20 protein-coding genes are annotated in these 25,091 nt (G+C 74.0%); 8 read left to right on the top strand and 12 right to left on the bottom strand.

All coding sequences use genetic code 11. From position 1 onward, the window contains the following. From ACFW9D_RS21780 to argH, 4 genes are all read right to left on the bottom strand, one after another. Positions 1-1,182, bottom strand: a complete 1,182-nt coding sequence (locus tag ACFW9D_RS21780) for an AAA family ATPase (protein WP_384623965.1) — start codon at positions 1,180-1,182, stop codon at positions 1-3. A 55-nt stretch (positions 1,183-1,237) separates the two neighbouring features. After that, on the bottom strand, positions 1,238-6,241 hold the full coding sequence (locus tag ACFW9D_RS21775) for a hypothetical protein (protein WP_384623977.1): 5,004 nt from the start codon (positions 6,239-6,241) through the stop codon (positions 1,238-1,240). A gap of 56 nt (positions 6,242-6,297) precedes the next feature. Further along, positions 6,298-7,155, bottom strand: a complete 858-nt coding sequence (locus tag ACFW9D_RS21770) for a DUF4132 domain-containing protein (RefSeq protein ID WP_384623963.1) — start codon at positions 7,153-7,155, stop codon at positions 6,298-6,300. Between the two features lie 121 nt (positions 7,156-7,276). Then, positions 7,277-8,704 carry an argininosuccinate lyase gene (gene argH / locus ACFW9D_RS21765; protein ID WP_384623962.1) on the bottom strand — a complete coding sequence of 476 codons (1,428 nt, stop codon included), beginning with the start codon at positions 8,702-8,704 and terminating at the stop codon, positions 7,277-7,279. Positions 8,705-8,834: 130 nt separating this feature from the next. Here argH and ACFW9D_RS21760 point away from each other — a divergent pair, with 130 nt between their 5' ends. The 3 genes from ACFW9D_RS21760 (at position 8,835) to ACFW9D_RS21750 (ending at position 11,231) form a co-directional block, all read left to right on the top strand. Continuing rightward, entirely contained in the window at positions 8,835-9,422 is a 588-nt protein-coding gene (locus tag ACFW9D_RS21760) for a pyridoxamine 5'-phosphate oxidase family protein (protein WP_384623961.1), read from the top strand. Between the two features lie 3 nt (positions 9,423-9,425). Further along, the gene (locus ACFW9D_RS21755; protein ID WP_384623959.1) at positions 9,426-10,148 is read left to right on the top strand and encodes a L,D-transpeptidase; all 723 of its coding nucleotides are present in this window, start codon (positions 9,426-9,428) and stop codon (positions 10,146-10,148) included. Positions 10,149-10,241: 93 nt separating this feature from the next. Further along, positions 10,242-11,231, top strand: a complete 990-nt coding sequence (locus ACFW9D_RS21750) for a bile acid:sodium symporter family protein (protein ID WP_188339949.1) — start codon at positions 10,242-10,244, stop codon at positions 11,229-11,231. 30 nt (positions 11,232-11,261) lie between these two features. Here ACFW9D_RS21750 and ACFW9D_RS21745 read toward each other — a convergent pair whose 3' ends face one another. The 6 genes from ACFW9D_RS21745 to ACFW9D_RS21720 form a co-directional block, all read right to left on the bottom strand. Beyond that, entirely contained in the window at positions 11,262-11,831 is a 570-nt protein-coding gene (locus tag ACFW9D_RS21745) for an arginine repressor (RefSeq protein WP_223206201.1), read from the bottom strand. A gap of 16 nt (positions 11,832-11,847) precedes the next feature. Next, complete coding sequence (locus ACFW9D_RS21740) at positions 11,848-13,047, bottom strand: acetylornithine transaminase (RefSeq protein ID WP_188339948.1); 1,200 nt, start codon at positions 13,045-13,047, stop codon at positions 11,848-11,850. Continuing rightward, the gene (gene argB, locus ACFW9D_RS21735) at positions 13,044-13,991 is read right to left on the bottom strand and encodes an acetylglutamate kinase (RefSeq protein WP_188339947.1); all 948 of its coding nucleotides are present in this window, start codon (positions 13,989-13,991) and stop codon (positions 13,044-13,046) included. The genes ACFW9D_RS21740 and argB overlap by 4 nt, the downstream gene beginning before the upstream one ends. After that, a complete protein-coding gene (argJ, locus tag ACFW9D_RS21730) occupies positions 13,988-15,139 on the bottom strand; it encodes a bifunctional glutamate N-acetyltransferase/amino-acid acetyltransferase ArgJ (RefSeq protein WP_188339946.1) in 1,152 nt (383 codons plus the stop codon). Before argJ ends, argB begins: the two co-directional genes overlap by 4 nt. Continuing rightward, the gene (argC, locus tag ACFW9D_RS21725; protein WP_384623956.1) at positions 15,136-16,164 is read right to left on the bottom strand and encodes an N-acetyl-gamma-glutamyl-phosphate reductase; all 1,029 of its coding nucleotides are present in this window, start codon (positions 16,162-16,164) and stop codon (positions 15,136-15,138) included. The genes argJ and argC overlap by 4 nt, the downstream gene beginning before the upstream one ends. Positions 16,165-16,333: 169 nt before the next feature. Beyond that, on the bottom strand, positions 16,334-17,530 hold the full coding sequence (locus tag ACFW9D_RS21720) for a hypothetical protein (RefSeq protein ID WP_384623954.1): 1,197 nt from the start codon (positions 17,528-17,530) through the stop codon (positions 16,334-16,336). A 100-nt stretch (positions 17,531-17,630) separates the two neighbouring features. Between ACFW9D_RS21720 and ACFW9D_RS21715 the strand changes: the two genes are divergently transcribed. Beyond that, positions 17,631-19,964 carry a protein kinase gene (locus ACFW9D_RS21715; protein WP_384623952.1) on the top strand — a complete coding sequence of 778 codons (2,334 nt, stop codon included), beginning with the start codon at positions 17,631-17,633 and terminating at the stop codon, positions 19,962-19,964. A 114-nt stretch (positions 19,965-20,078) separates the two neighbouring features. Further along, on the top strand, positions 20,079-20,552 hold the full coding sequence (locus ACFW9D_RS21710) for a DUF6314 family protein (RefSeq protein ID WP_188339942.1): 474 nt from the start codon (positions 20,079-20,081) through the stop codon (positions 20,550-20,552). Here the strand turns inward: ACFW9D_RS21710 and ACFW9D_RS21705 are convergent. Together ACFW9D_RS21705 and ACFW9D_RS21700 are read right to left on the bottom strand one after the other, a co-directional pair. After that, positions 20,500-21,078 (bottom strand): histidine phosphatase family protein, encoded by a 579-nt coding sequence (locus tag ACFW9D_RS21705; RefSeq protein ID WP_188339941.1) that lies wholly within the window; start codon positions 21,076-21,078, stop codon positions 20,500-20,502. The genes ACFW9D_RS21710 and ACFW9D_RS21705 overlap by 53 nt on opposite strands. A gap of 48 nt (positions 21,079-21,126) precedes the next feature. After that, positions 21,127-22,806: a PLP-dependent aminotransferase family protein gene (locus ACFW9D_RS21700; protein ID WP_384623975.1), complete on the bottom strand. Its 1,680-nt coding sequence runs from the start codon at positions 22,804-22,806 to the stop codon at positions 21,127-21,129. Here ACFW9D_RS21700 and ACFW9D_RS21695 point away from each other — a divergent pair. The 3 genes from ACFW9D_RS21695 to ACFW9D_RS21685 all read left to right on the top strand — a co-directional run bounded on the left by ACFW9D_RS21695 (position 22,688) and on the right by ACFW9D_RS21685 (position 24,892). After that, on the top strand, positions 22,688-23,554 hold the full coding sequence (locus tag ACFW9D_RS21695) for a DMT family transporter (RefSeq protein ID WP_384623973.1): 867 nt from the start codon (positions 22,688-22,690) through the stop codon (positions 23,552-23,554). The genes ACFW9D_RS21700 and ACFW9D_RS21695 overlap by 119 nt on opposite strands. 38 nt (positions 23,555-23,592) lie before the next feature. Beyond that, complete coding sequence (locus tag ACFW9D_RS21690; RefSeq protein ID WP_188339938.1) at positions 23,593-23,787, top strand: DUF1918 domain-containing protein; 195 nt, start codon at positions 23,593-23,595, stop codon at positions 23,785-23,787. 244 nt (positions 23,788-24,031) lie between these two features. Next, positions 24,032-24,892 (top strand): 3-hydroxybutyryl-CoA dehydrogenase, encoded by an 861-nt coding sequence (locus ACFW9D_RS21685; RefSeq protein WP_188339937.1) that lies wholly within the window; start codon positions 24,032-24,034, stop codon positions 24,890-24,892. Positions 24,893-25,091: the final 199 nt, after the last annotated feature.

Below are 25,091 nucleotides of genomic sequence, written 5' to 3'. Positions count from 1 at the left end.
TCAGCCCTCCAGCACCGGTCGCAGGTCCCACAGGGTGCGCCAGGTGGCGGAGCCCTCCTCGGCGCGGCGGCGCACGGCCCCGTCCCAGTAGCCGAGCAGCCGGGCCGCGTCCGCCGGGTCGTCCTTGCGCACGACGCCCGTGAGGTGGCCGGGCAGCAGCGCGAGGGGGTCCCGGTCGCCGGGGAAGTAGGCCGTGGCGAGACCCAGGGCGGTGGCCACGGACACGGCCTCGGCGGTGCTCATGACGGTGGAGGGCCGCTCGATCTCCCAGCCCTCGGCCGAGCGGCCGCTGCGCAGCTCACGGAAGGCGGTCACGAGGATGTCTAGGACCGTGTCGTCGAGCCGGTACTCGGCGCCGGAGCGCTCCACGGCGGCCCTGGACTGGCTGCGCACGAGGTCCAGTTCGGCCTCGAAATCGCCGATGGGGCCGACGGTCTCGAAGTTGAACCGGCGCTTGAGGGCGGCGGACATCTCGGAGACGCCCTTGTCGCGGAGGTTGGCCGTCGCGATGACGTTGAACCCGGGGGCCGCGTGCGCCTGGGCGTCCTCGGTGCCGGCGAGCTCGGGCACGGCGACGCGGCGCTCGGAGAGCAGCGAGATCAGCGCGTCCTGCACCTCGGGCAGGCAGCGCGTGACCTCCTCGACCCGGGCGACGGCGCCGCGGCGCATCGCGGTGAGGACGGGCGAGGGCACGAGCGCCTTCGGGCTGGGGCCCTGCGCGAGCAGCAGCGCGTAGTTCCAGCCGTACTTGAGCTGGTCCTCGGTGGTGCCGGCGGTGCCCTGGACGGTGAGGGCGCTGGTGCCGCTGACGGCGGCGGCGAGCAGTTCGGACAGCATCGACTTGGCGGTACCGGGCTCGCCGACGAGCAGCAGCCCGCGCTCGCCCGCGAGGGTCACCACGCACCGCTCCACGAGCGCCCGTTCGCCGACGAACTTGCGGCGGATCGTCATGCGCCGGGGCGTCCCCTCGGGCGCGGCGGCGCCCTCGGGCAGGCTCAGCGGCTGGTCGCTGCCCATGGCGAAGGTGACGACCGCGCGGGGCGTCAGCGCCCAGCCGGGCGGCCGCGGGCCTTCGTCGTGGGCGGCGAGGAACGCCAGCTCCTGGGCGTACAGCTCCTCGGGCGGCACGATCTGGCGGGCCGGTGCGGCGCCGGTCGCCGTGCTCGTCTCGGTGATGGTCATGACCCCGTCTCTCTCACTGTCTGTCGAACTCCGCGTCGGTCCCGCGCTCGTGCGGTCAGCCACGCCTGCGGCCCTTGCTCGTGGCACGGGTGGTCAGCTCCTCGTACGCCGGGACGTCGCCGGAGCGGACCCGCTGCCAGGCGACGGCGAACAGCTCCGGCACGGGCAGCATCGGGACCGCCCTGCTGTCGCCCGGCACCGGGTACAGGCCGCTCTTCCACGCCTCCACCGGCAGGGCCGGGGCCTTCAGCGCGAGCCAGCCGCCGGGCAGGAACAGGGCGCGGCCGGCCCGGGCGCGCTTGGCCTCGACGACGAGGTCGGTCGCGGCGAGTTCGGCGCGGGCCTTCTTCAGCCGGGCGGGCTTCCAGCCGGTCCAGCGCGCCACGTTGCGGTCCGTGGGGTCGGGCAGGGCGAGCAGCTGGAGGTAGAGGGCCGCGGCGTCGGCACCGATGCCGTGGGTCTCGGCGACCTCGGTGACGAGCTCGGGCACACTGCGGGCCGGGTCCTGCGCGTAGCCCTCGAAGCCGCCGTCGGCCGCGAGCGTGCGGGCGAGTTCGTCACCGCGCACGGCCGCGATCCGGCGGACGAAGAGGCCGGCGGAGGACCGGGCGATGCCCTCGGCCAGGCCGACCGCCGGGTCGTCGGTCCCGGTGAGCCCGGCGGGACGCAGCAGGGTGCCCTCGTTCTCCGCGTACCAGGGGTGGAGGACGAACGCGGTGCCGGCGCGGGTCATTCCGTCCGCTTCCGCGCCGCCCGCCTCCGGCATCCCGTACGCCTTGCGGAGCCGGGCGGCGGTGGTGAGGCGGCCCTCGGCGGCCCAGGACAGGTCGGCGTCCAGGAGCAGTCCGGGGTCGGCGAGGCGCTCGCGCAGGGCGTCGAGTCCTTCGGGGAGCCGGGCGCGCAGCGGATGCCCGTACGGGAGGCCGTAGGCGAGGGTGGCGAGGCCCTCGACGGCGCCCGTGAGGGTGCGGCGGTTCGGCACCGCGGACGCGTCCTCGGCGCGCAGCCGCCCGTTCTCGTCGAGGCGCTGGGTGGTGGTGCGGGTCAGCCAGGCCTGCCGGGCCGGGTTGAGGACGGCCTCGGTGGCGGGGAGGTCGAGGACGTCCGCGTCGCCGCCCTCGGGCAGCCGGACGAGGGTGCCGAAGCGCTCCGTCCACGCGGTGTGCGCGGCGTCCGTGTCGAGGCCGGTGCGCCACAGGGCGGTGAGGTCCTCGGGCAGCAGGGCGGCGGCGATCTCGCAGCGCTCGTCGAAGGGCAGGGCGCGCAGCCGCTCCTCGCCGTCCTCGATCTGGCCGCGGGTGAGGCCGGTCAGCTCACGGCACTCGGCCATGTCCGTGGTGGTGAGGGTGCCGGTGGGCCGGCCCGTGAGCAGCAGCGCGGCCTGGGCGGGGCCGCAGCCGGGGGCGGCGGCGAGCCGGTCGACGGCCTGCGCGTCCCACTGCGCGGGCCCGTGCGTCCGCAGCAGCGTGGCGAGTTCGGTGAGGCGCTCGGAGGTCACGCCCGCGCCGACGGGGGTGGCCGCGTGCACGGTGAAGTGGCCGACGGCTCCGAAGGCACCGGACGGGTCGTGCTCCAGCGCCCGCCAGGCCAGGAACTGCCCGCGGTCCTCCCCGTACAGGGACTCAGCTTCCAGGAAGACGAGGGTGCGCTCGCCCTGGCGGTGCACCTCGCCGCGGCGCACGGGCGATCCGTTCTTGCCCGGCAGGGGCTCGCGGAGCCGGACGACGCGCAGCGTGCCGCCGCCGGCGCCGAGCGGTCCGGCGGCGACGGCCTCGAACAGGTGGAGCAGCGCGGCCCGTTCGCCCTCGAACAGGGACGGGGCGGCGGCCCGGGTGGCGAGCACCGGCAGCCGGTCCAGGAGTTGCGGCCAGCCGCTGCTGGTGGAGGGGACGGTGCCCGGGTCGCGGGTCCAGCCCTCGGCGAGCGGGCGGGTGTCGGGGTGCGGCGCGGGGCCGTGGGCCGGGGTGCCGCCCAGCACGTCGTTGACGGCCTTGACGTGGCGCAGCACGGTCGGCTCGTCGCCGGACCAGTAGCCGGTCACGGTGTGACCGAGCGCGGCGCGCACGGCGCTCAGCAGGGTGGTGTCGCCGCCGTGCTCCGGTGAGAAGTCCGCGTACATGGCCTGCGGCGGGCGAGGCGCGGCCGGGGCGCTCGGCCCGGCCGGCTCGGGGTCGGTGTAGCGCCGCGCGGTGGCGCGCAGGCCGACCGGGACGAGGGCGACCGAGGTGACGCCGGCGAGCAGGGCGAAGTCGGTGATGCCGGGCAGGGCGCGGGCGACGGCGGCGGATGTGGCATCGGCCAGGTCCTGCCGGTCCTGGGCGCGCTGCTCCTCGCTGCGCTCGCCGCCGGTGGCGGCGATGTGCTCGTCCATGATGGAGGCGAGGGTGTCGACCAGGGAGGCGGCGAGCTCGTCGGTGCAGTCGCGCAGCGCCTTGGACCCGGCCTCGTCGCGGACGCGCAGCAGGTGCCAGAACGGGAGCGGCGGCACGAGCACGGTGCCGGCGGCGAACCGACCACCGGGGCTCCCGGGATGCGCGGCGACGAGCGGGCCGGCGGCCTTGGTCGCGCCCTCCTCGTAGAGGGCCACGAGGCCGCCCTGGTGGGCGAGCACGGGCGCGCTGCCGGGCAGGCGCAGGGCGCCGACCGGGATGGCGCCCAGGCCGTCGGGCAGGGTGACGGTGGTCCCGTCGGGGGTGCCGGCGGTGAGGGTGTCGCCGTCGGAGCGGACCCAGCGGCCGAGGACGGTGCCGTCCGTACCGAGCGGGGTCTCCTCCAGGCCGGGCTGCATCGGCAGGAGTTCGCAGTCGGCGGGGCGCAGGCTGCTGCCGTCGCGCACCGCGGCTGCGAAGAAGGCGGGCAGCGAGGCGCGGCCGACCGCGCCGGTCGCCGCGTCGTACTCGATCCAGGACGACCCCGCGCTGGTGGTGCGCAGTCGCCAGTGGCCGGTGCCGTCGCCGATGACGCGCTCTTCCTCGGTGAGCTGGGTGTCTCCGGCGTGCAGCGGGCGGCGTCCGGTGGTGCGGCCGCCGGCGGGGAGCGGCAGGCCGGCGCCGCGGTCCCGGTGGTGGAAGAAGACGGTGTGCGGGGCGGAGAGGGCGAAGACGTCGCCGGGGCGGGAGGTCCAGTAGGCGCGGGAGCGGCCGTCCTCGCGCCACATGACGAGGAGGTCGCCGTCCACGTAGCGGAAGGCGGGGTCGGTCCAGCGGTCCGCCTCCTTCGGGACGCGCAGGTCGTGCTCGGCCAGGACTCCGTCGGGGCCCGCGACGACGGCCTTGTCGCGGTGGGAGACGATCAGGGCGGGCCAGGCCTCGGTGACCCGGATGCCGCCTCGGCCGTTCTCCTTCGGGGCGGGGCCGAGCCGGTGCATCGCCTCTTCGAGCGCGGGCCAGCCGAGCTCGTCGAAGAGTCCGGCGCGCAGGGTGCGGGCCAGGTTGCGGGAGAGGTCGTGGCGGCGGACGCGGTCCACGGCCTCCGGGTTGACCTCGGCGGCGACGGCACGGAAGCGGTTCAGCTGGTTCAGGACCATCTCGGCGCCGGGCAGTCCGGCTGCGGCGACGTAGGCGTCGGTCCGCTCGTCGAGCCACGTGCTCAGGACGCCGCGCAGCACGGGGTGTCCGACGACGGTGCGCAGGTGGAGCTTGTCGTTCCACCGGCTGTGGCCGAGGTCGGCGCGGAGCAGCGGGCCGTAGTGTTCGTCGGCGGCGAGGGCGGCCAGGTCGCGGCGGCCCTCGGAACCGCCGTCGAGCCACTCGCCCAGGCCCAGCACGCGGTTGCGGTCCGAGGAGTGCGGGTTCGTGTGCCGGCGCGGGTCGGTGACGGGGACGCCGCGGGCGAGGCACAGGTCGAGCAGGTCGAGGTCGATGCGGCTGGCCCACTGGGTGCTCGCCTTGTCGAGGTCCACGGGGCTGCCGTCGGCGATCAGGCGCGGGGCCATCCGCTCGACGAGCGCGTAGGTCAGCGGGGTGCGGCGGCGGCCTCGGTACCCGCCCTGGAGGTGGGCGGCCCAGCGGGTCAGCCAGTCGCTCGCGGAGACCTCCGCGCCGGCCGCGGGGCCGGTGAGCAGCTCCTCGGCGCCGGACTCGGTGAGCAGGCCGAGCCACTGCTGCTCGGCGGCGGCGCCCCGGCCCAGGCCGGTGGGCACGAACTCCAGGAGTCGGGACCGTACTTCGGGCCGCTCCTTGGCGAGGACGACGAGGGTGGCCTGGTACGCCGTCCAGAAGGAGGCGGGGGCGCGGACGACGGCCGGGGAGGCGAGCAGGTCGGCGAGGAGGGCGGTCTCCTCGGTGACGCGGTCGAGGCCCGCGGCCTTGATGAGCTTGCGCGCGTCCTGCGGCAGGGCGGCGTAGGGCGGCATGCCGGCACCGCAGCGCTCGACGACGAGCTGCCGGTACTGGAGCCAGGCGTCCTCGGCACTGAGCCGGGCGGTGAGGTCGGCGACGTGCTCCTTGAGGGCCTTGACGGTGAGCGCGCCCGCGAAGGCGAACTCGAGGAACACGGCGCGCTGACGGGCCTCGTCGACGGTCAGGCTGTGCACACGCTCGGCCTCGCGGGCCTTGCCGAAGAACTGCGCCGCGTACGTGGTGTTCTCGTGGCGCAGGAAGGCGCGGCCGGCCTCTTCGTAGAACGTGGGCAGGAAGTGGGGCACGGAGTGGCCGAGGCGCTCGCCGAGCGCCTCGAAGCCCTCCTTGGCGGCGCCCGCGCGGGACTTGGCCATGCGGGAGAAGCGCTCGACGTCCTTGACGAGGGCGAGTGCGTGGTGCCCGTTGGCCGGGTCGTGGACGAGGGCCCAGGCGGGGAAGCCGAGGGTCTCGCGGCGCACCTGGCCGAGGCCGTCGTGCAGGGCGGTGCGGGTCAGGCCGAGGAAGTCGAGGGCGAGGTCCTCGGCGTCGCCGAGGGTGCCGGGGACGAGGCGGACGACGGTGCGGCCTTCGAGGACGGGGTGTTCGTAGGCGCGGACGGTCAGCTCGTCGGCGTCCTCGCCCCGGTGGGTGCCGGGAAGCAGGACGGCGCCCGCCTCCAGGAGTACTCCGGTGTCGTGTGTCTGCTGGTCGTCGTTCATCCGCCGGTCCCCCGTCGCGCTGTTCCGTGTGTGCTGGTCGCTGATGTCGGTGGTGCTCACGCCGCCTGTTCCCCGTCCTCGACGTCGCGGCCGGCGTAGAGCGCGGCGGCCATGCGCATGCCCTCGGACCAGGCGACGGGGCCGACCTCGCCGAGGGTGAGGGCGCCGCCCTGGGGGGTGGTCCAGGTCAGCGGGCCCGTCTCGGTCTGCTCGTAGCCCTCGTAGTCGCCGACCCAGACGCGGGCCTCGATGCCGCGGCCGGCTTCGAGGACGGGCAGGACGGCCTGGCCGCCGCGGACGCGGTAGCCGAGGGAGGTGGCGCGGCCGACGAGGAAGCGCAGCTCCTTGAAGACGCCGCCCTCGTAGTCGTCGACGCCGCGGGCGCCCGTGTCGCGGTCGGCGCCGCGCACGTACGTCTCGCGGAAGAGCTGCTGGACGCCCTGCTCGACGCCGAGCTCGACGGCGAACTCGCGCAGCTCGTCGAGGTCGTCGAGGAGGACGGGGTGCGGGATGCGGATCTGCTCGGGGCTGATGCGGACGGTGTCTCCGTCGAGGTCGACGAGGCCGATGCCGCGCTCGGGGTCGGCGTCGCGCAGGAAGCCGGCGACGGTGCCGTCGGTCCCGGTGACGACGAGGTCGCGCAGGGCGGTGCGCCAGGACGGGTCGGGCCAGAGGCGGGCGAGGACGGCGGTGGGGACGGGCAGGGAGCGCGTCATCCAGTTCTCCACCTGGTCGCGGCAGTCGCGCTCGTGGCGCTCGAGCCACTCGGTGAGCTGGCGCAGGCCGATCACGGCCTGCTCGTCAGCGATCTTGGGGGGCACCGACTTGAGCAGACGCCCCTTCCCGTTCCGGCAGATGACCTTGCCGTTCTCGTCCAGGGCCACCTCGTAGTCGCCCGCGGGCATCCACCCCATCACTGCCTCCCCGACAGCCGTACCGATCAACTGCCGGGAACTCTAGAGGGGCGCACTGACAACGCGACGCGGCCCGTCCCCCGTACGAGGGGACGGGCCGCGTGAACGGCTGCCGGCGGGGCTACTTCTTGGCGTCCGCCCAGGTCCGCTGGACCGTCAGGTCCTGCTTGACCTCGGTGAGCTGGACCGCGACCGCGCTGGGCGCGGTGCCGCCGCGGCCGGAGCGGGAGGCGAGTGCGCCCGGCACGTTGAGCACCGTGCGGACCTCGGGGGTGAGGTGCTCGGAGATCTTCACGAACTGCTCGTCGGTCAGCTCGTCGAGCTCCTTGCCCTCGGCCTCGGCGACCTTGACGCATTCGCCGGCGACCTCGTGGGCGACGCGGAACGGCACGCCCTGCTTCACGAGCCACTCGGCGATGTCGGTGGCGAGCGAGAAGCCGGCGGGGGCCAGTTCCTCCATGCGCTCCCGGTTGACCGTGAGGGTGGCCATCATTCCGGTGAACGCCGGGAGCAGGATCTCCAGTTGGTCGCAGGAGTCGAAGACCGGCTCCTTGTCCTCCTGGAGGTCGCGGTTGTACGCGAGGGGCAGCGCCTTGAGGGTGGCGAGCAGGCCCGTCAGGTTGCCGATGAGGCGACCGGACTTGCCGCGTGCCAGCTCGGCGATGTCCGGGTTCTTCTTCTGCGGCATGATCGACGAGCCGGTGGAGAAGGCGTCGTGGAGGGTGACGAAGGAGAACTCCTTCGTGTTCCAGATGATGATCTCCTCCGCGATGCGGGAGAGGTTCACCCCGATCATCGCCGTGATGAAGGCGAACTCGGCGACGAAGTCGCGGGAGGCCGTGCCGTCGATCGAGTTGGCCGCCGAGCCGTGCTCGAAGCCGAGGTCGCGGGCGACCGCCTCCGGGTCCAGGCCGAGCGAGGAGCCGGCGAGCGCGCCGGAGCCGTACGGGGACACGGCGGTGCGGGTGTCCCACTGGCGCAGCCGCTCGGCGTCCCGGGACAGGGACTGGACGTGCGCCAGGACGTGGTGGGCGAAGAGCACCGGCTGGGCGTGCTGGAGGTGCGTGCGGCCGGGCATCGCGACGTCCGCGTGCGCCTCGGCGAGGCCGACGAGGGCTTCCTGGAGGTCGGCGATCAGACCGCCGATGATCCGGGCGTGGTCGCGCAGGTACATCCGGAAGAGCGTCGCCACCTGGTCGTTGCGCGAGCGGCCCGCGCGCAGCTTGCCGCCGAGGTCCGGGCCGAGGCGCTCGAGCAGGCCGCGCTCCAGGGCCGTGTGGACGTCCTCGTCGGCGATGGTGCCGACGAAGGAGCCGTCGGCGACGTCGGCCTCGAGCTGGTCGAGCCCGGCGATCATACGGGTCAGCTCGTCCTCGGTGAGCAGGCCCGCCGTGTGCAGCACGCGCGCGTGGGCACGGGAGCCCGCGATGTCGTACGGCGCGAGGCGCCAGTCGAAGTGGACGGACGCGGACAGTTTGGCCAGGGCCTCGGCGGGGCCGTCGGCGAACCGGCCGCCCCAGAGGCGGACATCGCCGGTGTTGCTGCTCACGTGCTCTGCTCCTCAAGCCGGGCGTTCATGCGTGAAAGTGCTCATGCATGAGTATGCAGTCCTCTGCATGATTCGTCAATCGCCCTCGCGGACGATGCCGCCGGCCCCGGACGCGCCGCACAATGCCCGCATGGGAAAGACCTACGAACGCATCGACGGACGTCTGCGCTCCTTCATCGAGTCCCAGCCCGTCTTCTTCACGGCCACCGCGCCGCTCTCCGGTGACGGCACGGTCAATCTCTCACCGAAGGGCCTCAGCGGCTCGTTCGCCGTGCTGGACGAGCACACGGTCGCCTATCTGGACTTCGCCGGTTCGAACGCGGAGACGATCGCGCACCTGCGGGAGAACGGCCGGATCACGCTGATGTGGTGCGCCTTCCAGGGCCCGCCGAACATCGTGCGCGTCCACGGCCGCGGCGAGCCCGTCTTCCGTGACGACCCGCGCTTCCCCGGCCTGCTCGCCCGCTTCCCCGGCATCGACCCCTCGCAGCACGGCCTGCGCGCCGTGATCGTCGTGACCGCCGAGCTCGTCCGCGACACGTGCGGCTACGGGGTGCCGTTCATGGCGTACGACGAGGACCGCGATCTGCACGGCAAGCGCTTCGCGCGCGAGGACGACGCCTCGCTCGACGCCTACTTCCAGAAGAAGGAGCACATCGGGCAGAGCCTGGATGGCCTACCTGGGCTGCCGCTCCCGCTGCCGCCCGCTAATTTCTGAGCCATGCGCCGCTCCCGAGCAGTCCGTGCCGGTGTCGCCGTCTCCGTCGCCGCCTGCGCGGCGCTCGGGGCGGCCGCGCCCTCCGCCCAGCCCTCCGTCCCGCTGCCCGACCGCCTCGCCGACACGGGCGGCGGCCGTCAGCTGATCACCGCGCAGGCACCTCGCGCGGCGGCGACCAGCGGCACGGTCACCTGGTGGGACCGGCGGCCCGACGGCCGCTGGGCGAAGGCGGGTTCGGCCCCGGCCCGTTTCGGGGCGAACGGGCTGGTCGAGGGGTCACGGCGCGAGCAGGGCACGAACACGACACCGGCCGGCCTGTACGACCTGCCCTTCGCGTTCGGCGTCGAGGCGGCGCCGGGCGGCACCTCGATGCCGTACCGGCCGGTGCGGGACAGCTCCTGGTGGTGCCAGGACAACGACTCGCGCGCCTACAACCGCTGGACGGACCCGCGCCCCGCCGACTGCCGCGCCACCGAGTCCGAGCACCTCGCCGACTACGGCACCCAGTACGCGCACGCGCTGGTCGTCGGCTTCAACTACCGCACGCCGGTGCGCGGTCGCGGCGCGGGCATCTTCCTGCACGTCAACGGGCGGGCGGCGACGGCCGGTTGCGTGTCCGTGCCGCGCGAGGCCATGCGCCGCATCCTGACCTGGGTGCGGCCGGAGAAGGCACCGCACATCGCGATCGGCACCCGGTCCGGGGCCACCGCGATCACCCGGTACTGAGGCCCGCACACGACCGCCGGCCCGAAACCCGTGTAGCGACCACATAACGAGACACGGTTGCGGGCGCCCCGGCTGACAACGTTGCATCGACGGGTGCAGAGCCGAACCGAACCCACCTCACCCGCCTCCACCGAAGCGCCCGCGCCGAGCGCGTCCGCCGACCGCGCGGCCCGGCTCGCGGTCACCGTCTTCCCCGTCCTCGTCCTCGTGGCGGGCGCCTGGGGACTCGCCGCGCCCGGCACCTTCGCCGGCTGGGGCACGAACGTGCCCTACCTCCTCGGCGTCGTGATGTTCTGCATGGGTCTCACGATGACGCCGGCCGACTTCAAGGGCGTCGCCCAGCGCCCCTGGGCCGTCGGCCTCGGGCTCGTCGCGCACTACGTGATCATGCCGGGCCTCGGCTGGCTGATCGCCCACGCGCTGGGCCTGTCCCCGCAGTTGGCGGCCGGTGTCATCCTCGTCGGCTGCGCGCCCAGCGGCACCTCGTCGAACGTGGTCACCTATCTCGCGCGGGGCGACGTCGCCCTGTCGGTGTCGGTCGCCACCGTCTCCACGATCCTGGCGCCGCTGATCACGCCGCCGCTGACGCTGCTGCTCGCGGGCGCCTACCTGCCCGTCGACGCCGCGTCGATGATGACGGACATCCTGAAGACCGTGCTGCTGCCCGTGCTCGCGGGCCTGGTCGTGCGGCTCGTGCTCGGCCGGTACGTCGACCGGCTGCTGAAGGCGCTGCCGTGGCTCTCGGCGCTGACGGTCGCCGTGATCGTGGCCGTGGTGGTGGCCGGCAGCGCCGAGGCCATCAAGTCGGCGGCCGCGCTGGTGCTCCTTGCCGTGGTGCTGCACAACGGCCTGGGCCTGCTGCTCGGGTACGGCGCCGGCAAGGCGGCGCGGCTGGGCGCGCCCTCGTCGCGTGCGATGGCCTTCGAGGTCGGCATGCAGAACTCGGGCCTCGCCGCGTCCCTGGCCACGGCCCACTTCAGCCCGCTGGCCGCGCTGCCCGCCGCCGTGTTCTCCGTGTGGCACAACGTGTCGGGCGCGCTGGTCGCGGCCTGGATGTCGTACCGGGCGCGGCGCGCGGCCTGACGCCCGGTACCTATGTCCCGCGGGGCCTGCTCAGTGGTCGTTCTGCGCGAGGCGCAGCATGTGGTCGGCCAGTGCCTGGCCGCCCGCGGGGTCGCGGCTGATGAGCATGAGGGTGTCGTCGCCGGCGATGGTGCCGAGGATGACCTGGAGCTCCGCCTGGTCGATCGCCGAGGCGAGGAACTGGGCGGCGCCCGGCGGGGTGCGCAGCACCACCAGGTTGGCCGAGGCCTCGGCGGAGATGAGCAGTTCCCCGGCGAGGCGGCGCATGCGCTCCTCCTTCGCCGACTCGCCGAGCGGCGCCTGCGGGGTGCGGAAGCCGCCCTCGCTGGGCACCGCGTAGATCAGCTCACCACCGGTGTTGCGGATCTTGACGGCGCCCAGCTCGTCCAGGTCGCGCGAGAGCGTGGCCTGCGTGACGTTCAGTCCGTCGTCGGCGAGCAGCTTCGCCAACTGGCTCTGCGAGCGCACCGGTTGCCGGTTCAGGATGTCCACGATCCTGCGGTGGCGGGCCGTGCGTGTCTGCGGCACCTGCGGGCCGGATACCGCGCTCAGCGCGAGGTTCTCGGCTGCGCGCAGGTCGTTCTCCGCCTTGCTGCTCATCGTCGTCGTCCCATCCTCAGGATCCTGCTTCCCCGTCGGCCGCGGCCGTGTCCAGTACGGCGGGCAGCGCCGCGAGGAACGCGTCCGCCTCGGCGTCCGTCAGGTTCAGCGGGGGCATGAGCCGGATGACGTCGGGGGCGGGCGCGTTCACCAGGAGGCCCGCGTCCTGGGCCGCCTGCTGCACCTGCGGTGCGCGCGGCCCGGTGAGCACGATACCCAGCAGCAGTCCGGCGCCCCGGACGTGGCTGACCAGTGGGTGCTTCAGCGACTCGATTCCGGCCGCGATCCGTTCGCCGAGGCGCCGGGTGTTCTCGAGCAGTCCGTCGGCCGCGACGGTGTCGAGGACGGCGAGGCCGGCGGCGCACGCGACGGGGTTGCCGCCGAAGGTGGTGCCGTGCTGTCCGGGCTTCAGCAGCTTCGCCGCCTCGCCGAACGCGACGGTGGCGCCGAGCGGCAGTCCGCCGCCCAGGGCCTTGGCGAGCGTGACGACGTCGGGGTCGACGCCCTCCTCCGCCTGGTGGGCGAACCAGTGGCCCGTGCGGCCGACACCGGTCTGCACCTCGTCGAGGACGAGGAGGGTGCCGGTGGCGCGGGTGATCTCGCGGGCCGCCCTGAGGTAGCCGGCGGGCGGGGTGACCGCCCCGTTCTCCCCCTGGATCGGCTCGATGATCACGAAGGCGGTGTCCTCGGTGACCGCGGCCCGCAGCGCCTCCACGTCTCCGTACGGAACGTGCGTGACGTCGCCGGGGAGCGGGGTGAAGCCGTCCTGCTTGCCAGGCTGGCCGGTGAGGGCGAGGGCGCCCATGGTGCGGCCGTGGAAGCCGCCGGTCGTGGCGACCATGTGGCGGCGGCCGGTGAGCCGGCCGATCTTGAAGGCTCCCTCGTTGGCCTCGGCCCCCGAGTTGCAGAAGAACACGGCGCCGTCGCGGCCGAAGAGCTGGAGCAGTCGCTCGGCGAGGGCGACGGGCGGCTCGGCCATGTACAGGTTGGAGACATGGCCGAGGGAGGCGATCTGGGCGGAGACCGCGTCGACGATCGCGGGGTGGGCGTGGCCCAGCGCGTTCACCGCGATGCCGCCGACGAAGTCGAGGTACTGGGTGCCGTCGGCGTCCCACACCTGGGCGCCCGCGCCCTTGGCCAGGGCGATGCGGGGCGTGCCGTAGTTGTTCATCAGGGCGCCCTGCCAGCGCTGGGCCAGCTCCGTGGTGCCGGTCATGCCGTCTCCCCCTTTTCCCCGTCCGGCACGACCATCGTGCCGATTCCTTCGTCGGTGAAGATCTCCAGCAGGATCGAGTGCTGGACGCGGCCGTCGATGACGCGGGCGGTGTGCACCCCGTTGCGCACGGCGTGGAGGCAGCCCTCCATCTTCGGGACCATGCCGCTCGCCAGGTCGGGGAGCAGCTTCTCCAGCTCGCTCGCGGTGAGCCGGCTGATGACCTCGTCCGAGTTCGGCCAGTCCTCGTAGAGGCCCTCGACGTCGGTCAGGACCATCAGCGTCTCGGCGTCCAGCGCAGCAGCGAGTGCCGCAGCCGCCGTATCAGCATTGACGTTGTAGACATGGTGGTCGTCCTGGGAGCGGGCGATCGAGGAGACGACCGGGATCCGGCCGTCGGCGAGCAGGGCCTCGATGGCGCCGGTGTCGATCTCGGTGATCTCGCCGACGCGGCCGATGTCGACGAGCTCGCCCTCGATGCGGGGCTGGTGCTTGGTGGCGGTGATGGTGTGCGCGTCCTCGCCGGTGAGGCCGACGGCGAGCGGCCCGTGCTGGTTGAGCAGACCGACGAGCTCGCGCTGGACCTGCCCGGCGAGCACCATCCGTACGACGTCCATGGCGTCCTCGGTGGTGACGCGCAGGCCGGCCTTGAACTCGCTGACGATGCCGTGCCGGTCGAGGGCCTTGCTGATCTGCGGGCCGCCGCCGTGCACGACGACGGGCTTGAGGCCCGCGTGGTGCAGGAAGACGACGTCCTGTGCGAAGGCGGCCTTGAGCTCCTCGTCGATCATGGCGTTGCCGCCGAACTTGATGACGACGGTCTTGCCGTGGTGGCGGGTCAGCCAGGGCAGCGCCTCGATGAGGGTCTGCGCCTTGGGCAGCGCGGTGTGCTTGCGGGCGGTCGCCTGCTGCTTCCGGCCCTCGGCGGGCTTCGGGGTCTCGGTCATGACGAGTACGCGCTGTTCTCGTGGACGTAGTCGGCGGTCAGGTCGTTCGTCCAGATCGTCGCCGTCTCGGTGCCGGCGGCGAGGTCCGCGGTGACGACGACCTCGCGGAACCGCATGTCGACCTGGTCGCGGTCCTCGCCCACGCCGCCGTTCTTGCAGACCCACACGCCGTTGATCGCGACGTTGAGGCGGTCGGGCTCGAAGGCGGCGGACGTGGTGCCGATCGCGGACAGGACACGGCCCCAGTTGGGGTCCTCGCCGTGGATGGCGCACTTGAGGAGGTTGTTGCGCGCGATGGAGCGGCCGACCTCGACGGCGTCGTCCTCGCTCGCCGCGTTGATCACCTCGATCTTGATGTCCTTGCTGGCGCCCTCGGCGTCACCGATGAGCTGCCGGCCCAGGTCGTCGCACACGGTGCGGACGGCCTCGGCGAACTCGGCGTACTCCGGGGTGACTTCGGCGGCGCCGGAGGCGAGGAGCAGCACGGTGTCGTTCGTCGACATGCAGCCGTCGGAGTCGACGCGGTCGAAGGTGACGCGGGTGGCGTCGCGCAGCGCCCTGCCGAGGACCTCGCTGTCGAGGTCGGCGTCGGTGGTGAGGACGACGAGCATGGTGGCGAGGCCGGGGGCGAGCATGCCCGCGCCCTTGGCCATGCCGCCGACGGTCCAGCCGTCGCCCTGGTACACCGCGGTCTTGTGCACGGTGTCGGTGGTCTTGATGGCGATGGCGGCCTTCTCGCCGCCGTGCTCGGACAGCTGGGCGGCGGCGGTCTCGACGCCGGGCAGCAGCTTGTCCATGGGGAGCAGGACGCCGATGAGGCCGGTGGAGGCCACGGCGACCTCTCCCGCGTTCAGCCCGAGGACCTCGGCGGCCTTCTCGGCGGTGGCGTGCGTGTCCTGGAAGCCCTTGGGGCCCGTGCACGCGTTGGCGCCACCGGAGTTGAGGACGACGGCGGACACGAGTCCGCCCTTGAGGACCTGCTCGGACCACAGGACCGGGGCGGCCTTGACGCGGTTGGAGGTGAAGACGCCCGCGGCCGCGAGACGGGGGCCGCGGTTGACCACGAGGGCCAGGTCCGGGTTCCCGCTCTCCTTGATTCCGGCGGCGATGCCCGCGGCCTGGAATCCCTTGGCTGCCGTCACACTCACGGCGCGACTCCGATCGTCGAGAGCCCGGTGGTCTCGTCGAGACCCAGGGCGATGTTCATGGACTGGACGGCACCGCCTGCGGTGCCCTTGGTCAGGTTGTCGATCGCGCTGATGACGATGACGCGGCCGGCGGCCTCGTCGTACGCGACCTGGATCTGCACCGCGTTCGACCCGTACACGGCGGCCGTGGCGGGCCACTGACCCTCGGGGAGCAGCCGGACGAACGGCTCGTCCCCGTACGCCTTCTCGTAGGCGGCGCGCACGGTGTCGCCGGTGACGCCGTCCTTGGCCTTGGCGCTGCACGTGGCGAGGATGCCGCGGGGCATCGGCGCGAGCGTCGGCGTGAACGAGACGGAGACCCGCTCGCCCGCGGCCGCGCTCAGGTTCTGGATCATCTCGGGGGTGTGCCGGTGGCCGCCGCCGACGCCGTACGGCGTCATGTTCCCCATGACCTCGCTGCCGAGGAGGTGGGGCTTGAGGGCCTTGCCGGCGCCGGAGGTGCCGGACGCCGCGACGACCACGGCCTCGGGCTCGACCAGGCCCGCCGCGTACGCCGGGGCGAGCGCGAGGGAGACGGCGGTCGGGTAGCAACCGGGCACCGCGATGCGCTTGGACCCCTCCAGCGCGGCGCGGCCGCCCGGCAGTTCGGGAAGGCCGTAGGGCCAGGTGCCGGCGTGCGGGGAGCCGTAGAACCTCTCCCAGTCCGCGGCGTCCTTGAGCCGGAAGTCGGCGCCCATGTCGACCACCAGCACGTCCGGGCCGAGCTGCTCGGCGACGGCGGCGGACTGGCCGTGCGGGAGCGCCAGGAAGACGACGTCGTGCCCGGCGAGCACCTCGGGGGTGGTCGCCTGCAGCACGCGGTCGGCCAGCGGCTGGAGATGGGGCTGGAGGGCACCCAGTCGCTGCCCCGCGTTCGTGTTCGCCGTCAGGGCGCCGATCTCTACCTCGGGGTGGGCGAGCAGCAGACGCAGGACTTCGCCGCCCGCGTATCCACTCGCTCCCGCCACCGCTGCGCGTACCGCCATGGAACCCTCCTCTTGGATGGCATGACTATACGCCGCACTGCACGTTTATGCAATCGATCAACCGGCGATCCCCGGCGCCCCTCGCTTCCCCTCCTCTCGCACGGTAGGCGCGCGGGCCCGGGTCCGCGCGGCGACGGCCGTCCGCGCCCCGGCCCGGCCCGTCGGCGTCTCAGCCGGGCAGGCCCCGGCGTTTCAGGCGGACCACGACCGGGGCACCGAAGGGGTCGCCGGACTGGTTGACCTGGACGTGGCCCGCTCCGTACCAGGTGTCGGTGCCGGGCGCCCGGTGGACCTCCAGCAGCCACAGGGACTGGTGGGAGGTCCTGCGGGCGCCGCTGGACAGGGGCAGCCGGTCGCGGGTGATCTTGAGGCAGCGGCCGCCGCGGGTCAGGTACCAGTTGCCGTCGAGCAGCAGCCCTCCCTCGTCGTCCCGCCCGACGGGGACGCGCAGGGCGCAGCCGCCGGGCGCGGGCGGCACGGCGCTCCAGGCCGTGCCGGTCCAGCGCAGCCGGAGGTACTGGTCGCCGGGCTCGTTCTCGACCTCTCCGTGGTTGAAGGTGTTCACGCCGTGGGCGCGGATCTCGCCGCCGCCGAGCGCGACGACGCCGTCCAGGGAGGCGCCGGCCTCGGGCGGGAGCGGTTCGGCGAAGCGGGCCTGCGGGGTCTCGACCGGCTTCCAGGCGGTGCCGTCCCAGTGCGCCGACGCGGGCTGGCTGTACGTGCCGTCCCCGTGCGCCTCGGTGCCGGGACCGCTGCCGCGCGAGCCGACCGCCCAGGCGTCGCCTGGCCCGGCGACCGCGAGGTCCGTCGTGTCCAGCGGGAGCCGGGTCGACGTCCAGCGGCCGCCGTCCCAGTGCCGGGCGACGCGAGTGCCGTCGAGGACCCAGATGTCGTCGGGCCCGGCGGCCTCGAAGTCGGCGATGGCGCCGGGCGGCGGGGCGGGTACGGAGGACCAGCGGGTGCCGTCCCAGCGGGCCCAGTGGTTCGGCCCGGTGGGCGGTTCCTGGACGAGTCCGTAGGCGGGCGCGTACGCGTTGGGGCGCAGCCAGACGACCCCGTCGCCGACCTCTTCGAGCGCGGGCGGGTTCTCCGAGGCGCCGAGGGCCTCGGGCAGCTTCTGCCGGGACCACTTCTTCCCGTCGTAGTGCCACAACTGGCCGCCTGACGTGCTGTTGTGCTCGACGCCCACAGCCCAGATGTCGTCCTCCGCGAGCACGGCGAGGTCGGCGTACCGGCCCCGGAAGGGCGCGACGTGCGCGAACTCCCAGGTGACCGAGGCCCGTTCGGCGCCCGGCGACCGCCGGGGCGCGGCCGTGCCGCCGTCGCACGCCGTGAGCAGTCCGAGCGCGGCGGCCAGCGCGGCCACCGTCCTCCCCGTCCTCCACGGCCCGCGTACGGTCCTGTCTCGCGTCCCCCTCATGCGCCCCTCCGGAACTCGGCGATCCGGCAGGGTACCTCTAGGCTCGGTGGCCGGGACCGAGAAGCGGTCGGTGAAGGGGGACGGGGTGCGGGGGCATCGGCTCAGCGGGCGGTACGAGCTCGTGGAGGTCATCGGCGCGGGCGGGATGGGCGAGGTCTGGCGGGCCCGGGACCTGCAGTTGGACCGGGAGGTCGCGGTCAAGGTCCTCAAGGGCGGCGGCGACGGGAGCGCGGAGGAGGCCGAGGCGCTGGCCAGGTTCCGGCGCGAGGCGCTGGTCGCGGCCGCGCTGGACAGTCCGTACGTCGTGGCGGTGCACGATCACGGGGTCGACGGGACGCGCCCGTACCTGGTGATGGCGCTGGTCGCCGGGCGGACGTTGCAGGAGATCCTGCGCGACGAGGTGCGGGTGCCGGTCGCGGACGCGCTGGAGTGGACGGCGGACGTGTGCCGGGGCCTGGACGTGGCGCACCGCGCGGGCGTCGTGCACCGGGACATCAAGCCGGCCAACATCATGGTCTCCGAGGAGTCCGGGGTCTCGCGGGCCCGCATCGTGGACTTCGGGATCGCGCGCTACGTGGCCTACCGCGCCGCCGATCCCCGGCTGACGCACACGGGGCAGCTGCCGTTCGGGAGCGTGCAGTACATGGCGCCGGAGCGGTTCCGGGACGGGGCCGGGGACGCGAGCGCGGACCTGTACGCCGTGGGGTGCGTGCTGTACGAACTGCTCGTCGGGCGGCCGCCGTTCGTGGGCGACGCGGCGGGCGTGATGTTCAACCATCTCAACGACGTGCCGCTGCGGCCCAGCCGGGCGCGGGCCGAACTGACGCCCGTGGTCGACCGGTTGGTGCTCGATCTGATGGCGAAGGAGCCCGGGGAGCGGCCCGCCGACGCGCGGGAGGCGCTGGAGCGGGTGCTCGCGGCGCGGCCGGGTACGAAGCCGGTGCCTGAACCGGCGCCGCTGGAAAAGGCCGAGCCGACGCCCGCGCCTGCCCCTGCGCCCGCGCCCGCGCCTGCGGTGAGAAAGGAGCCGGAGGATGCCGTTCCGGCTCCGAAGGTCCCGGTACCCGCACCAGCAGCCGCCCCCGAGCCCGTGAAGACGCCGGTGAGCGCCTGGACGCCCGCTCCCCCGGCGCCCCGCCGCTCCCGCCGCGGTCCCCTCCTCGGCGTGGCCGCCGCGCTGCTCGTCCTCGGGGTGCCCACCGCGATCGGCCTCTCCGCCGCCTCGGACGGGGAGGACGGTGTCGTCGAGACCGGGCCCGACGGCCCTCCCCCGGTCGCCACGTCGACCGCGCCTCCGGGGACGTACACGATCGGACTCGCCCTGAACGACGACGCGGCGGGTGCCACGGCGAAGGCGCGCGAGCGGACCGTGCGGGCGGCCCTCGACGAGGCGCGCCGGCGCTCGAAGCACAAGGTGCCGCTGGAGGTCGTCACCGTACGGGACGACCAGGAGACGGCGGCGACCTTCACCGACCGGCACCCGTCGGCACTCGCCCTGATCGGTGACATCGCGGACCTCGACGACCTCGAGGCGGGCATGCCCGTCGTCAACGTGTGCCGGTCGAGGTGGGCGGCGGAGGACGGCGAGTACGGCGTCACCGCGCCCGAGACGGCGGCCGGGCGGCAGGCGGGGCGTTATCTGCGCGGTGCCTTCGGCATGGAGCGGGTGATGGACATATCCGAGCTGAACTGGACGGCGTCGTACGCGGGCGAGGAGTCGTTCGGTCTCGGCCTGCGGGCGTCCGGCCTCACGGCCGACGACACCGTCGACGGGCGGGGTACGAGCACCCCGGACACCGCGAAGTTCCTGACTGACCTGGACCGCAAGCGCTCGCAGATGGTCGTGGTCAGCGATCTGCCCTCGCACGACGACGAGGACCGGATCGAGAAGCTGGCCGAGCGCGAGACCCCGCTCGCGGTGCGCGACGTGTACGCGAACGCCTGCGACACCCCGCAGGACCGTGCCATGTTCGACCGGCACGACGCACAGCTCCCCGACGGCAGCCTGCGTTTCCGCGCGTTCAACGACGAGCGGCAGAAGCCCGACTGCGTGGACTTCCCGAAGCTGTGCTCGGCGCCCGCCGAGGTGCGCGCGCTGCTGAAGCACCGGGGAACGGCGGAGCTGTACGACACGACGCTGGCCGTCGCGGCGGCCGTCGACCGGGCGCTGGGCGCGGAGCGGCCCGCCGTCGGACAGCTCGCCATGGTGCGGGCCGAACTGCGCACGGGCCTCGACGACGTGGAGGTGGACGGGCTGCTCGGGCACTACGCGTTCAAGGACCACCGCGCCCAGGACCGCCCCGTGTGGGTCGACCGGCGGGTGAAGGGCTCCTGGAAGCAACTCGGCACAGTCGAGGGACTGACCGGCGGCACGTCCTGACGGCAGCGGATGAGCGGTGGGCGGCGGCGCGGGGCTGAGGCCGGGGACGGCCGGACCGGGTTCTAGACTGCGGCGGATCCGGAAGACAGGGCTTCGGCGGAAGAGGCGAGGGTCGTGATCGAGAACTGGCCGGTGGCCGACGCGCTCGCGTTTCTGGCCGGGAAGTGGGACGTCGAGCGGACCGTGCGGGATCTGTCGGCGCAGGTCACGGGGCGGTTCGCCGGTACGACGGACTTCGTTCCGGCGGCGGACGGCGAGGGCGGGCTGCGGCACGTCGAGTCCGGCGCGTTCACCTGGCGCGGGGTCGAGCGGCCCGCCGAGCGCACGCTCTTCTTCCGGCCCGGTGACGAGCCCGGCACGGCCGTGGTGCACTTCGCGGACGGCCGCTTCTTCCACGGCCTCGACCTGCGCACGGGCAGCCATGTCGCGGACCATCCGTGCGCGGCGGACCTCTACCGGGGCACGTTCACGGTGACCGGCCGGGACCGGTGGTGGTCGGAGTGGAACGTCCGGGGCCCGGCGAAGAACCTGGTCATCAAGACGTACTACCGCCGAGCCGCAGACTCCAGCGCCCCGGCTGCCCGCTGACGGTGGCCGTCGACAGCGGCCGTACGTCGATGTTCCAGTACGTCGACGGGGGCGCCTTCAGGGCGTAGACGAGCGCGGCGCGGACCACGGACGGCTCGGCGATCGCGACCATCCGGGTGCCGTCGTCGGCGGGCCGGGTGTCCAGCCAGGTGCCGACCCGGGAGATGAAGGCGAGCAGCGGTTCGCCGCCGTGCGGGGCCGAGCGGGGGTCGCGCAGCCAGTGGTCGACGGCGGCCGGTTCGACGGCCGTGACCTCGCCCAGGGTGCGGCCGCGCCAGCGCCCCATGTCGCAGTCGCGCAGGGCGGGCTGGACGAGCGGGGCGAGTCCGAGGGCGTCGCCGGTGGCCCGGCTGCGCGGGGTCGGTGAGCAGTAGCGCAGCTCGGCCGCGGCGAGCGCTCCCAGCACCGGTCCCACGCGCTGCACCTCGTACCAGCCGGCCTCGTCGAGCGGGCGGTCGTCGTCGAAGCGCTCGGCGAGCAGGGAGGAGCTGCGCGCGGCGGCGAGGAGCGTGACGCTGAGCTGCATGGGCCCGATCGTGTACTCGCCGGTAAGAGAGGTCAAGGGCCGTGTCCGTCAGGGTTCGTCCCAGGCCGTGGCGAGGCGTCGTACGCCCTCGGTGATCTCGGCGGCCCCGGCGACGGCCACGAAGCTGAGCCGCAGGTACGGGGCCGGCGGCTCGGCCGCGAAGTAGGGGCGGCCCGGCGGTACGGCGACGCCGGCCCGCAGGGCGCTCGCGACGAGGCGCTGCTCGTCGGTGCCGTCCGGGAGCCGGGCCCACAGGTGGTAGCCGCCGGAGGGGATGTGGTCGACGGACAGCCGGGGCAGCCGCTCGGCGATCCCGGCGGCGAGGAGGTCCCGCCGGTGCTTCAGCTCGGCGGCGACGGTGCGCAGATGGCGTGGCCAGGCCGGGGAGCCGACGAGTTCGAGGGTGGCCTCCTGCAGCGGGCCCGGCACGAAGAGCTGGTCGACGACCTGGATGGCGCGCAGCCGCTCCAGGACGGGGCCGCGGGCGGCGAGGCAGCCGATGCGCAGGCTCGGCGAGGTGGCCTTGGTCAGGGAGCAGACGTGGACGACGACGCCGTCGGGGTCCTCGGAGGCCAGCGGCCTGGGCAGCGGTCCGGCGTCGGCGTGGACGAGCCGGCGCACGAAGTCGTCCTCGACGACGAAGGCCCCGGCGGCGCGGGCGATGCGCAGCACCTCGGGGCGGCGCTCGGGGGCGAGGACGGCGCCGGTGGGGTTCTGGAACAGGGGCTGGCAGACGAAGAGGCGGGCGCCGGTCGCCTTGAAGGCCTGTTCGAGCAGTTCGGGGCGGACGCCGTCGCGGTCGACGGGGACGGGTACGGGGCGCAGCCCGGCGGCACGGGCGATGGCGAGCATGCCGGGGTAGGTGGGCGACTCGACGAGGACGGGGGCGCCGGGCGGGGCGAGGGCGCGCAGCGCGGTGGCGAGCGCGGACTGGCCGCCGTTGGTGACGAGGACCTCGGCGGCGGTGACGCCTCCGCCGACGCCGCGGGCGAACCAGTCGCGCAGTTCGGGGAGTCCGTCGACGGGCGGCCGGTTCCACGCGCCCGGGCGGCGGCCGGCCCGGGCGAGGGCCGCGGCCATGGCGGCGGTCGGCTGGAGGGCCTGGTGCAGATAGCCGCCGTTGAACTCGATGACGCCGGGCGGCGAGGCGGCGAGCGTGACTAGGACGCCGGACGCGTCGACCGCGCGCGGTACGGGCTCGCCCGCGGTCTCGGCGCTCAGCGCGACCTCCTGCCAGGAGGTGTCGCCCACGGGTGCGGTGGCGCGGGGTGCGGCCTTGAACGCGCCGGCGCCCGGGCGGGTCACGACGAGGCCCTCGGCGGCGAGCTGGGCGAGGGCCCGGGAGACGGTCACGGGGCTGACGCGGAAGCGGTCGACGAGGACCCGGCTCGACGGCAGCTTCTCACCCGCGGAGTAGCGCTTCAGCTCCGCCCTCAGCTGTTTCGCCAGTTCATCCCCACTGCTACGCTCGTGCATGAGAGCAGAGAATAGCGCTATCGCACCGAGCGGAGTAGCAGTCGACACCCCGGCGGCCGGCTCGGCGGACACGTCGGCGGGCAGGCCCCGGGGCACCTCGGCAGAGGCCCAGGGCGGTTCCGGCCGCGGCCTGCTGCTCGCGGCCGCCGGGGTCGCGACGTTCTCGCTGACCTTCCCCGGTACGGCCTGGGGCCTGGAGGGGTTCGGGCCCTGGTCGCTGGTGAGCCTGCGGGTGGTGCTCGCGGCAGTGATCGCCGGCGGCTGTCTGCTGGCGCTGCGGACACCGGTGCCGCGCCGGCGCGACTGGGCGGGGCTCGCCGTGGTCGCGGGCGGCTGCGTGCTCGGCTTCCCGATGCTGACGACGCTGGCCCTGGAAACGGCGACGACCGCGCACTCCGCCGTCGTGGTCGGCCTGCTGCCGCTCACGACGGCCGCGGTGTCCGTGCTGCGGACGGGCGCCCGGCCGCCCCGCGCGTTCTGGGTCGCGGCCTGCGCGGGCGCCGCGGCGGTCCTCGTGTTCACGGTCCAGCAGAGCGGGGGCTCGCTCGGCCGCGCCGACCTGTACCTGTTCGCGGCCCTCCTGGTCTGCGCGGCCGGTTACGCGGAGGGCGGGCGGCTCGCGTCCGTTATGCCCGGCTGGCAGGTGATCGGCTGGGCCGTCGTCCTGTCGCTGCCGCTCGCCGTGGCGGGCGCGGCGCTCGCCCTGCCGCACGAGCCGGTGCGGCTGACGGCGCACAGCGTGGCGGGCCTGCTGTGGGTGTCGGTCGGCTCGCTCTTCCTCGGGATGGTCGTCTGGTACCGGGGCATGGCGCTGATCGGCGTCCCCCGCGCCAGCCAGCTGCAGCTGGCGCAGCCGCTGCTCACGCTGGTGTGGTCGGTGACGCTGCTCGGCGAGGACCTTCCGGTGGCGGCGCCGGTCACGGCGGTCGTGGTCCTGGTGTGCATCGCGGTGACACAGAGGTCCGGCCGACGGGGGTCCCGAAAGGGACGAGACGCCTAAACTGGGCGTACCGACGTGTATGGCGAGGAGGTCCCGTGATGCAGGCAAGCGAAGGCGACCGGCTGCTGGTCCACGGCCGGGTCGTCGGCCAGCACGACAAGGTCGCCGAGATCATCGAGGTCCTCGGCGGCGACGGCGGCCCGCCGTTCCGTGTCCGCTTCGAGGACGGCCACGAGGCCATCGTGTCGCCGGGCCCCGACTGCGAGGTCCGGCACGCCACCGCCACGGCCTAGGCCCCGTCCGACCCCACACCCCACCCCACTCCACCCGCACCTCTCGCACCGGCGCCTCCGGGGACGTGAGATACGTCCCATGGATGCGCCGGTTCCGTTGTGCCACCGTGTGGCCGGGGCGATCCGGCGTCAACCCGGGCTCCACTCCCGCCCCTACGACGGGGTAACGTGCAGCACCGACCGGTAGACCCCCGATCCCCGGCGACCCCGGAAGATCAGCGAAAGGCACGAGGTGACGGACCCCTTGACTGACATCCAACGCGTCGGAGTGGTGGGCTGTGGCCAGATGGGCGCGGGGATCGCAGAGGTCTGCGCCCGCTCCGGTCTGGACGTGATGGTGGCCGAGACCACCGGCGAGGCTCTGGAGATCGGTCGGACCCGGCTGCTGAACTCGCTGTCGAAGGCGGCCGCGCGCGGCAAGATCACCGACGAGGAGCTCGCGGAGACGCAGGCCCGCCTCACGTTCACCACGGACCTCGGCGAGTTCGCCGACCGCGACCTCGTCATCGAGGCCGTCGTGGAGAACGAGCAGGTCAAGACGGAGATCTTCCAGGTCCTCGACCAGGTCGTGACCCGCCCCGACGCGATCCTCGCGTCGAACACCTCCTCGATCCCGCTGGTGAAGCTGGCCGTCGCGACGTCCCGCCCGGACCAGGTCATCGGCATCCACTTCTTCAACCCGGCCCCGGTGCAGAAGCTCGTCGAGCTGATTCCGGCGCTGACCACGTCCGAGGGCACGATCAGCCGCGCCCAGGCCATGGTGGAGAAGATCCTCGGCAAGCACGCGATCCGCGCCCAGGACCGCTCGGGCTTCGTCGTGAACGCGCTGCTCGTGCCGTACCTCCTCTCCTCGATCCGGATGTTCGAGTCCGGTATCGCCAGCCGCGAGGACATCGACAACGGCATGGAGATGGGCTGCGCCCACCCGATGGGCCCGCTCAAGCTCTCGGACCTGATCGGCCTCGACACGATCGTCTCGATCGCCGACTCGATGTACGCCGAGTACAAGGAGCCGCTGTACGCCGCTCCCCCGCTGCTGCAGCGGATGGTCGACGCGGGCCGGCTCGGCCGCAAGACGGGCTCGGGCTTCTACACGTACTCCTGAACCGACGCCCCGCGGGGCATCACACTCCGTGCTCGCCGACGGGGCCCGGGGTGTTAGGGACACCCGGCCCCGCGCCGTGGGCCCGGGGCCCCCCGCGGGGCCCCCCAAATCCCCCCCCACACCCACCCCCCGCGCCCCCCCCCCGCGCCTCGGCTCCCTCCTGGTCAACCCGGGCGGCCCGGGCGGCTCGGCCGTCGGC

It is taken from the genome of Streptomyces sp. NPDC059524 (genome assembly GCF_042749255.1).
Lineage (GTDB): Bacteria > Actinomycetota > Actinomycetes > Streptomycetales > Streptomycetaceae > Streptomyces > Streptomyces xanthii.
The sequence above is the reverse complement of the archived record's forward strand: the minus strand, read 5'-3'. Positions and strand labels throughout refer to the sequence as shown.

What these genes read in the sequence shown, in the direction of transcription:
- ACFW9D_RS21780 (WP_384623965.1), bottom strand. Translation starts at nt 1,182, where the DNA reads ATGACCATCACCGAGACGAGCACGGCGACCGGCGCCGCACCGGCCCGC.
- ACFW9D_RS21775 (WP_384623977.1), bottom strand. Translation starts at nt 6,241, where the DNA reads ATGAACGACGACCAGCAGACACACGACACCGGAGTACTCCTGGAGGCG.
- ACFW9D_RS21770 (WP_384623963.1), bottom strand. Translation starts at nt 7,155, where the DNA reads ATGGGGTGGATGCCCGCGGGCGACTACGAGGTGGCCCTGGACGAGAAC.
- ACFW9D_RS21760 (WP_384623961.1), top strand. Translation starts at nt 8,835, where the DNA reads ATGGGAAAGACCTACGAACGCATCGACGGACGTCTGCGCTCCTTCATC.
- ACFW9D_RS21755 (WP_384623959.1), top strand. Translation starts at nt 9,426, where the DNA reads ATGCGCCGCTCCCGAGCAGTCCGTGCCGGTGTCGCCGTCTCCGTCGCC.
- ACFW9D_RS21745 (WP_223206201.1), bottom strand. Translation starts at nt 11,831, where the DNA reads ATGAGCAGCAAGGCGGAGAACGACCTGCGCGCAGCCGAGAACCTCGCG.
- ACFW9D_RS21740 (WP_188339948.1), bottom strand. Translation starts at nt 13,047, where the DNA reads ATGACCGGCACCACGGAGCTGGCCCAGCGCTGGCAGGGCGCCCTGATG.
- argB (WP_188339947.1), bottom strand. Translation starts at nt 13,991, where the DNA reads ATGACCGAGACCCCGAAGCCCGCCGAGGGCCGGAAGCAGCAGGCGACC.
- argC (WP_384623956.1), bottom strand. Translation starts at nt 16,164, where the DNA reads ATGGCGGTACGCGCAGCGGTGGCGGGAGCGAGTGGATACGCGGGCGGC.
- ACFW9D_RS21705 (WP_188339941.1), bottom strand. Translation starts at nt 21,078, where the DNA reads ATGCAGCTCAGCGTCACGCTCCTCGCCGCCGCGCGCAGCTCCTCCCTG.
- ACFW9D_RS21690 (WP_188339938.1), top strand. Translation starts at nt 23,593, where the DNA reads ATGCAGGCAAGCGAAGGCGACCGGCTGCTGGTCCACGGCCGGGTCGTC.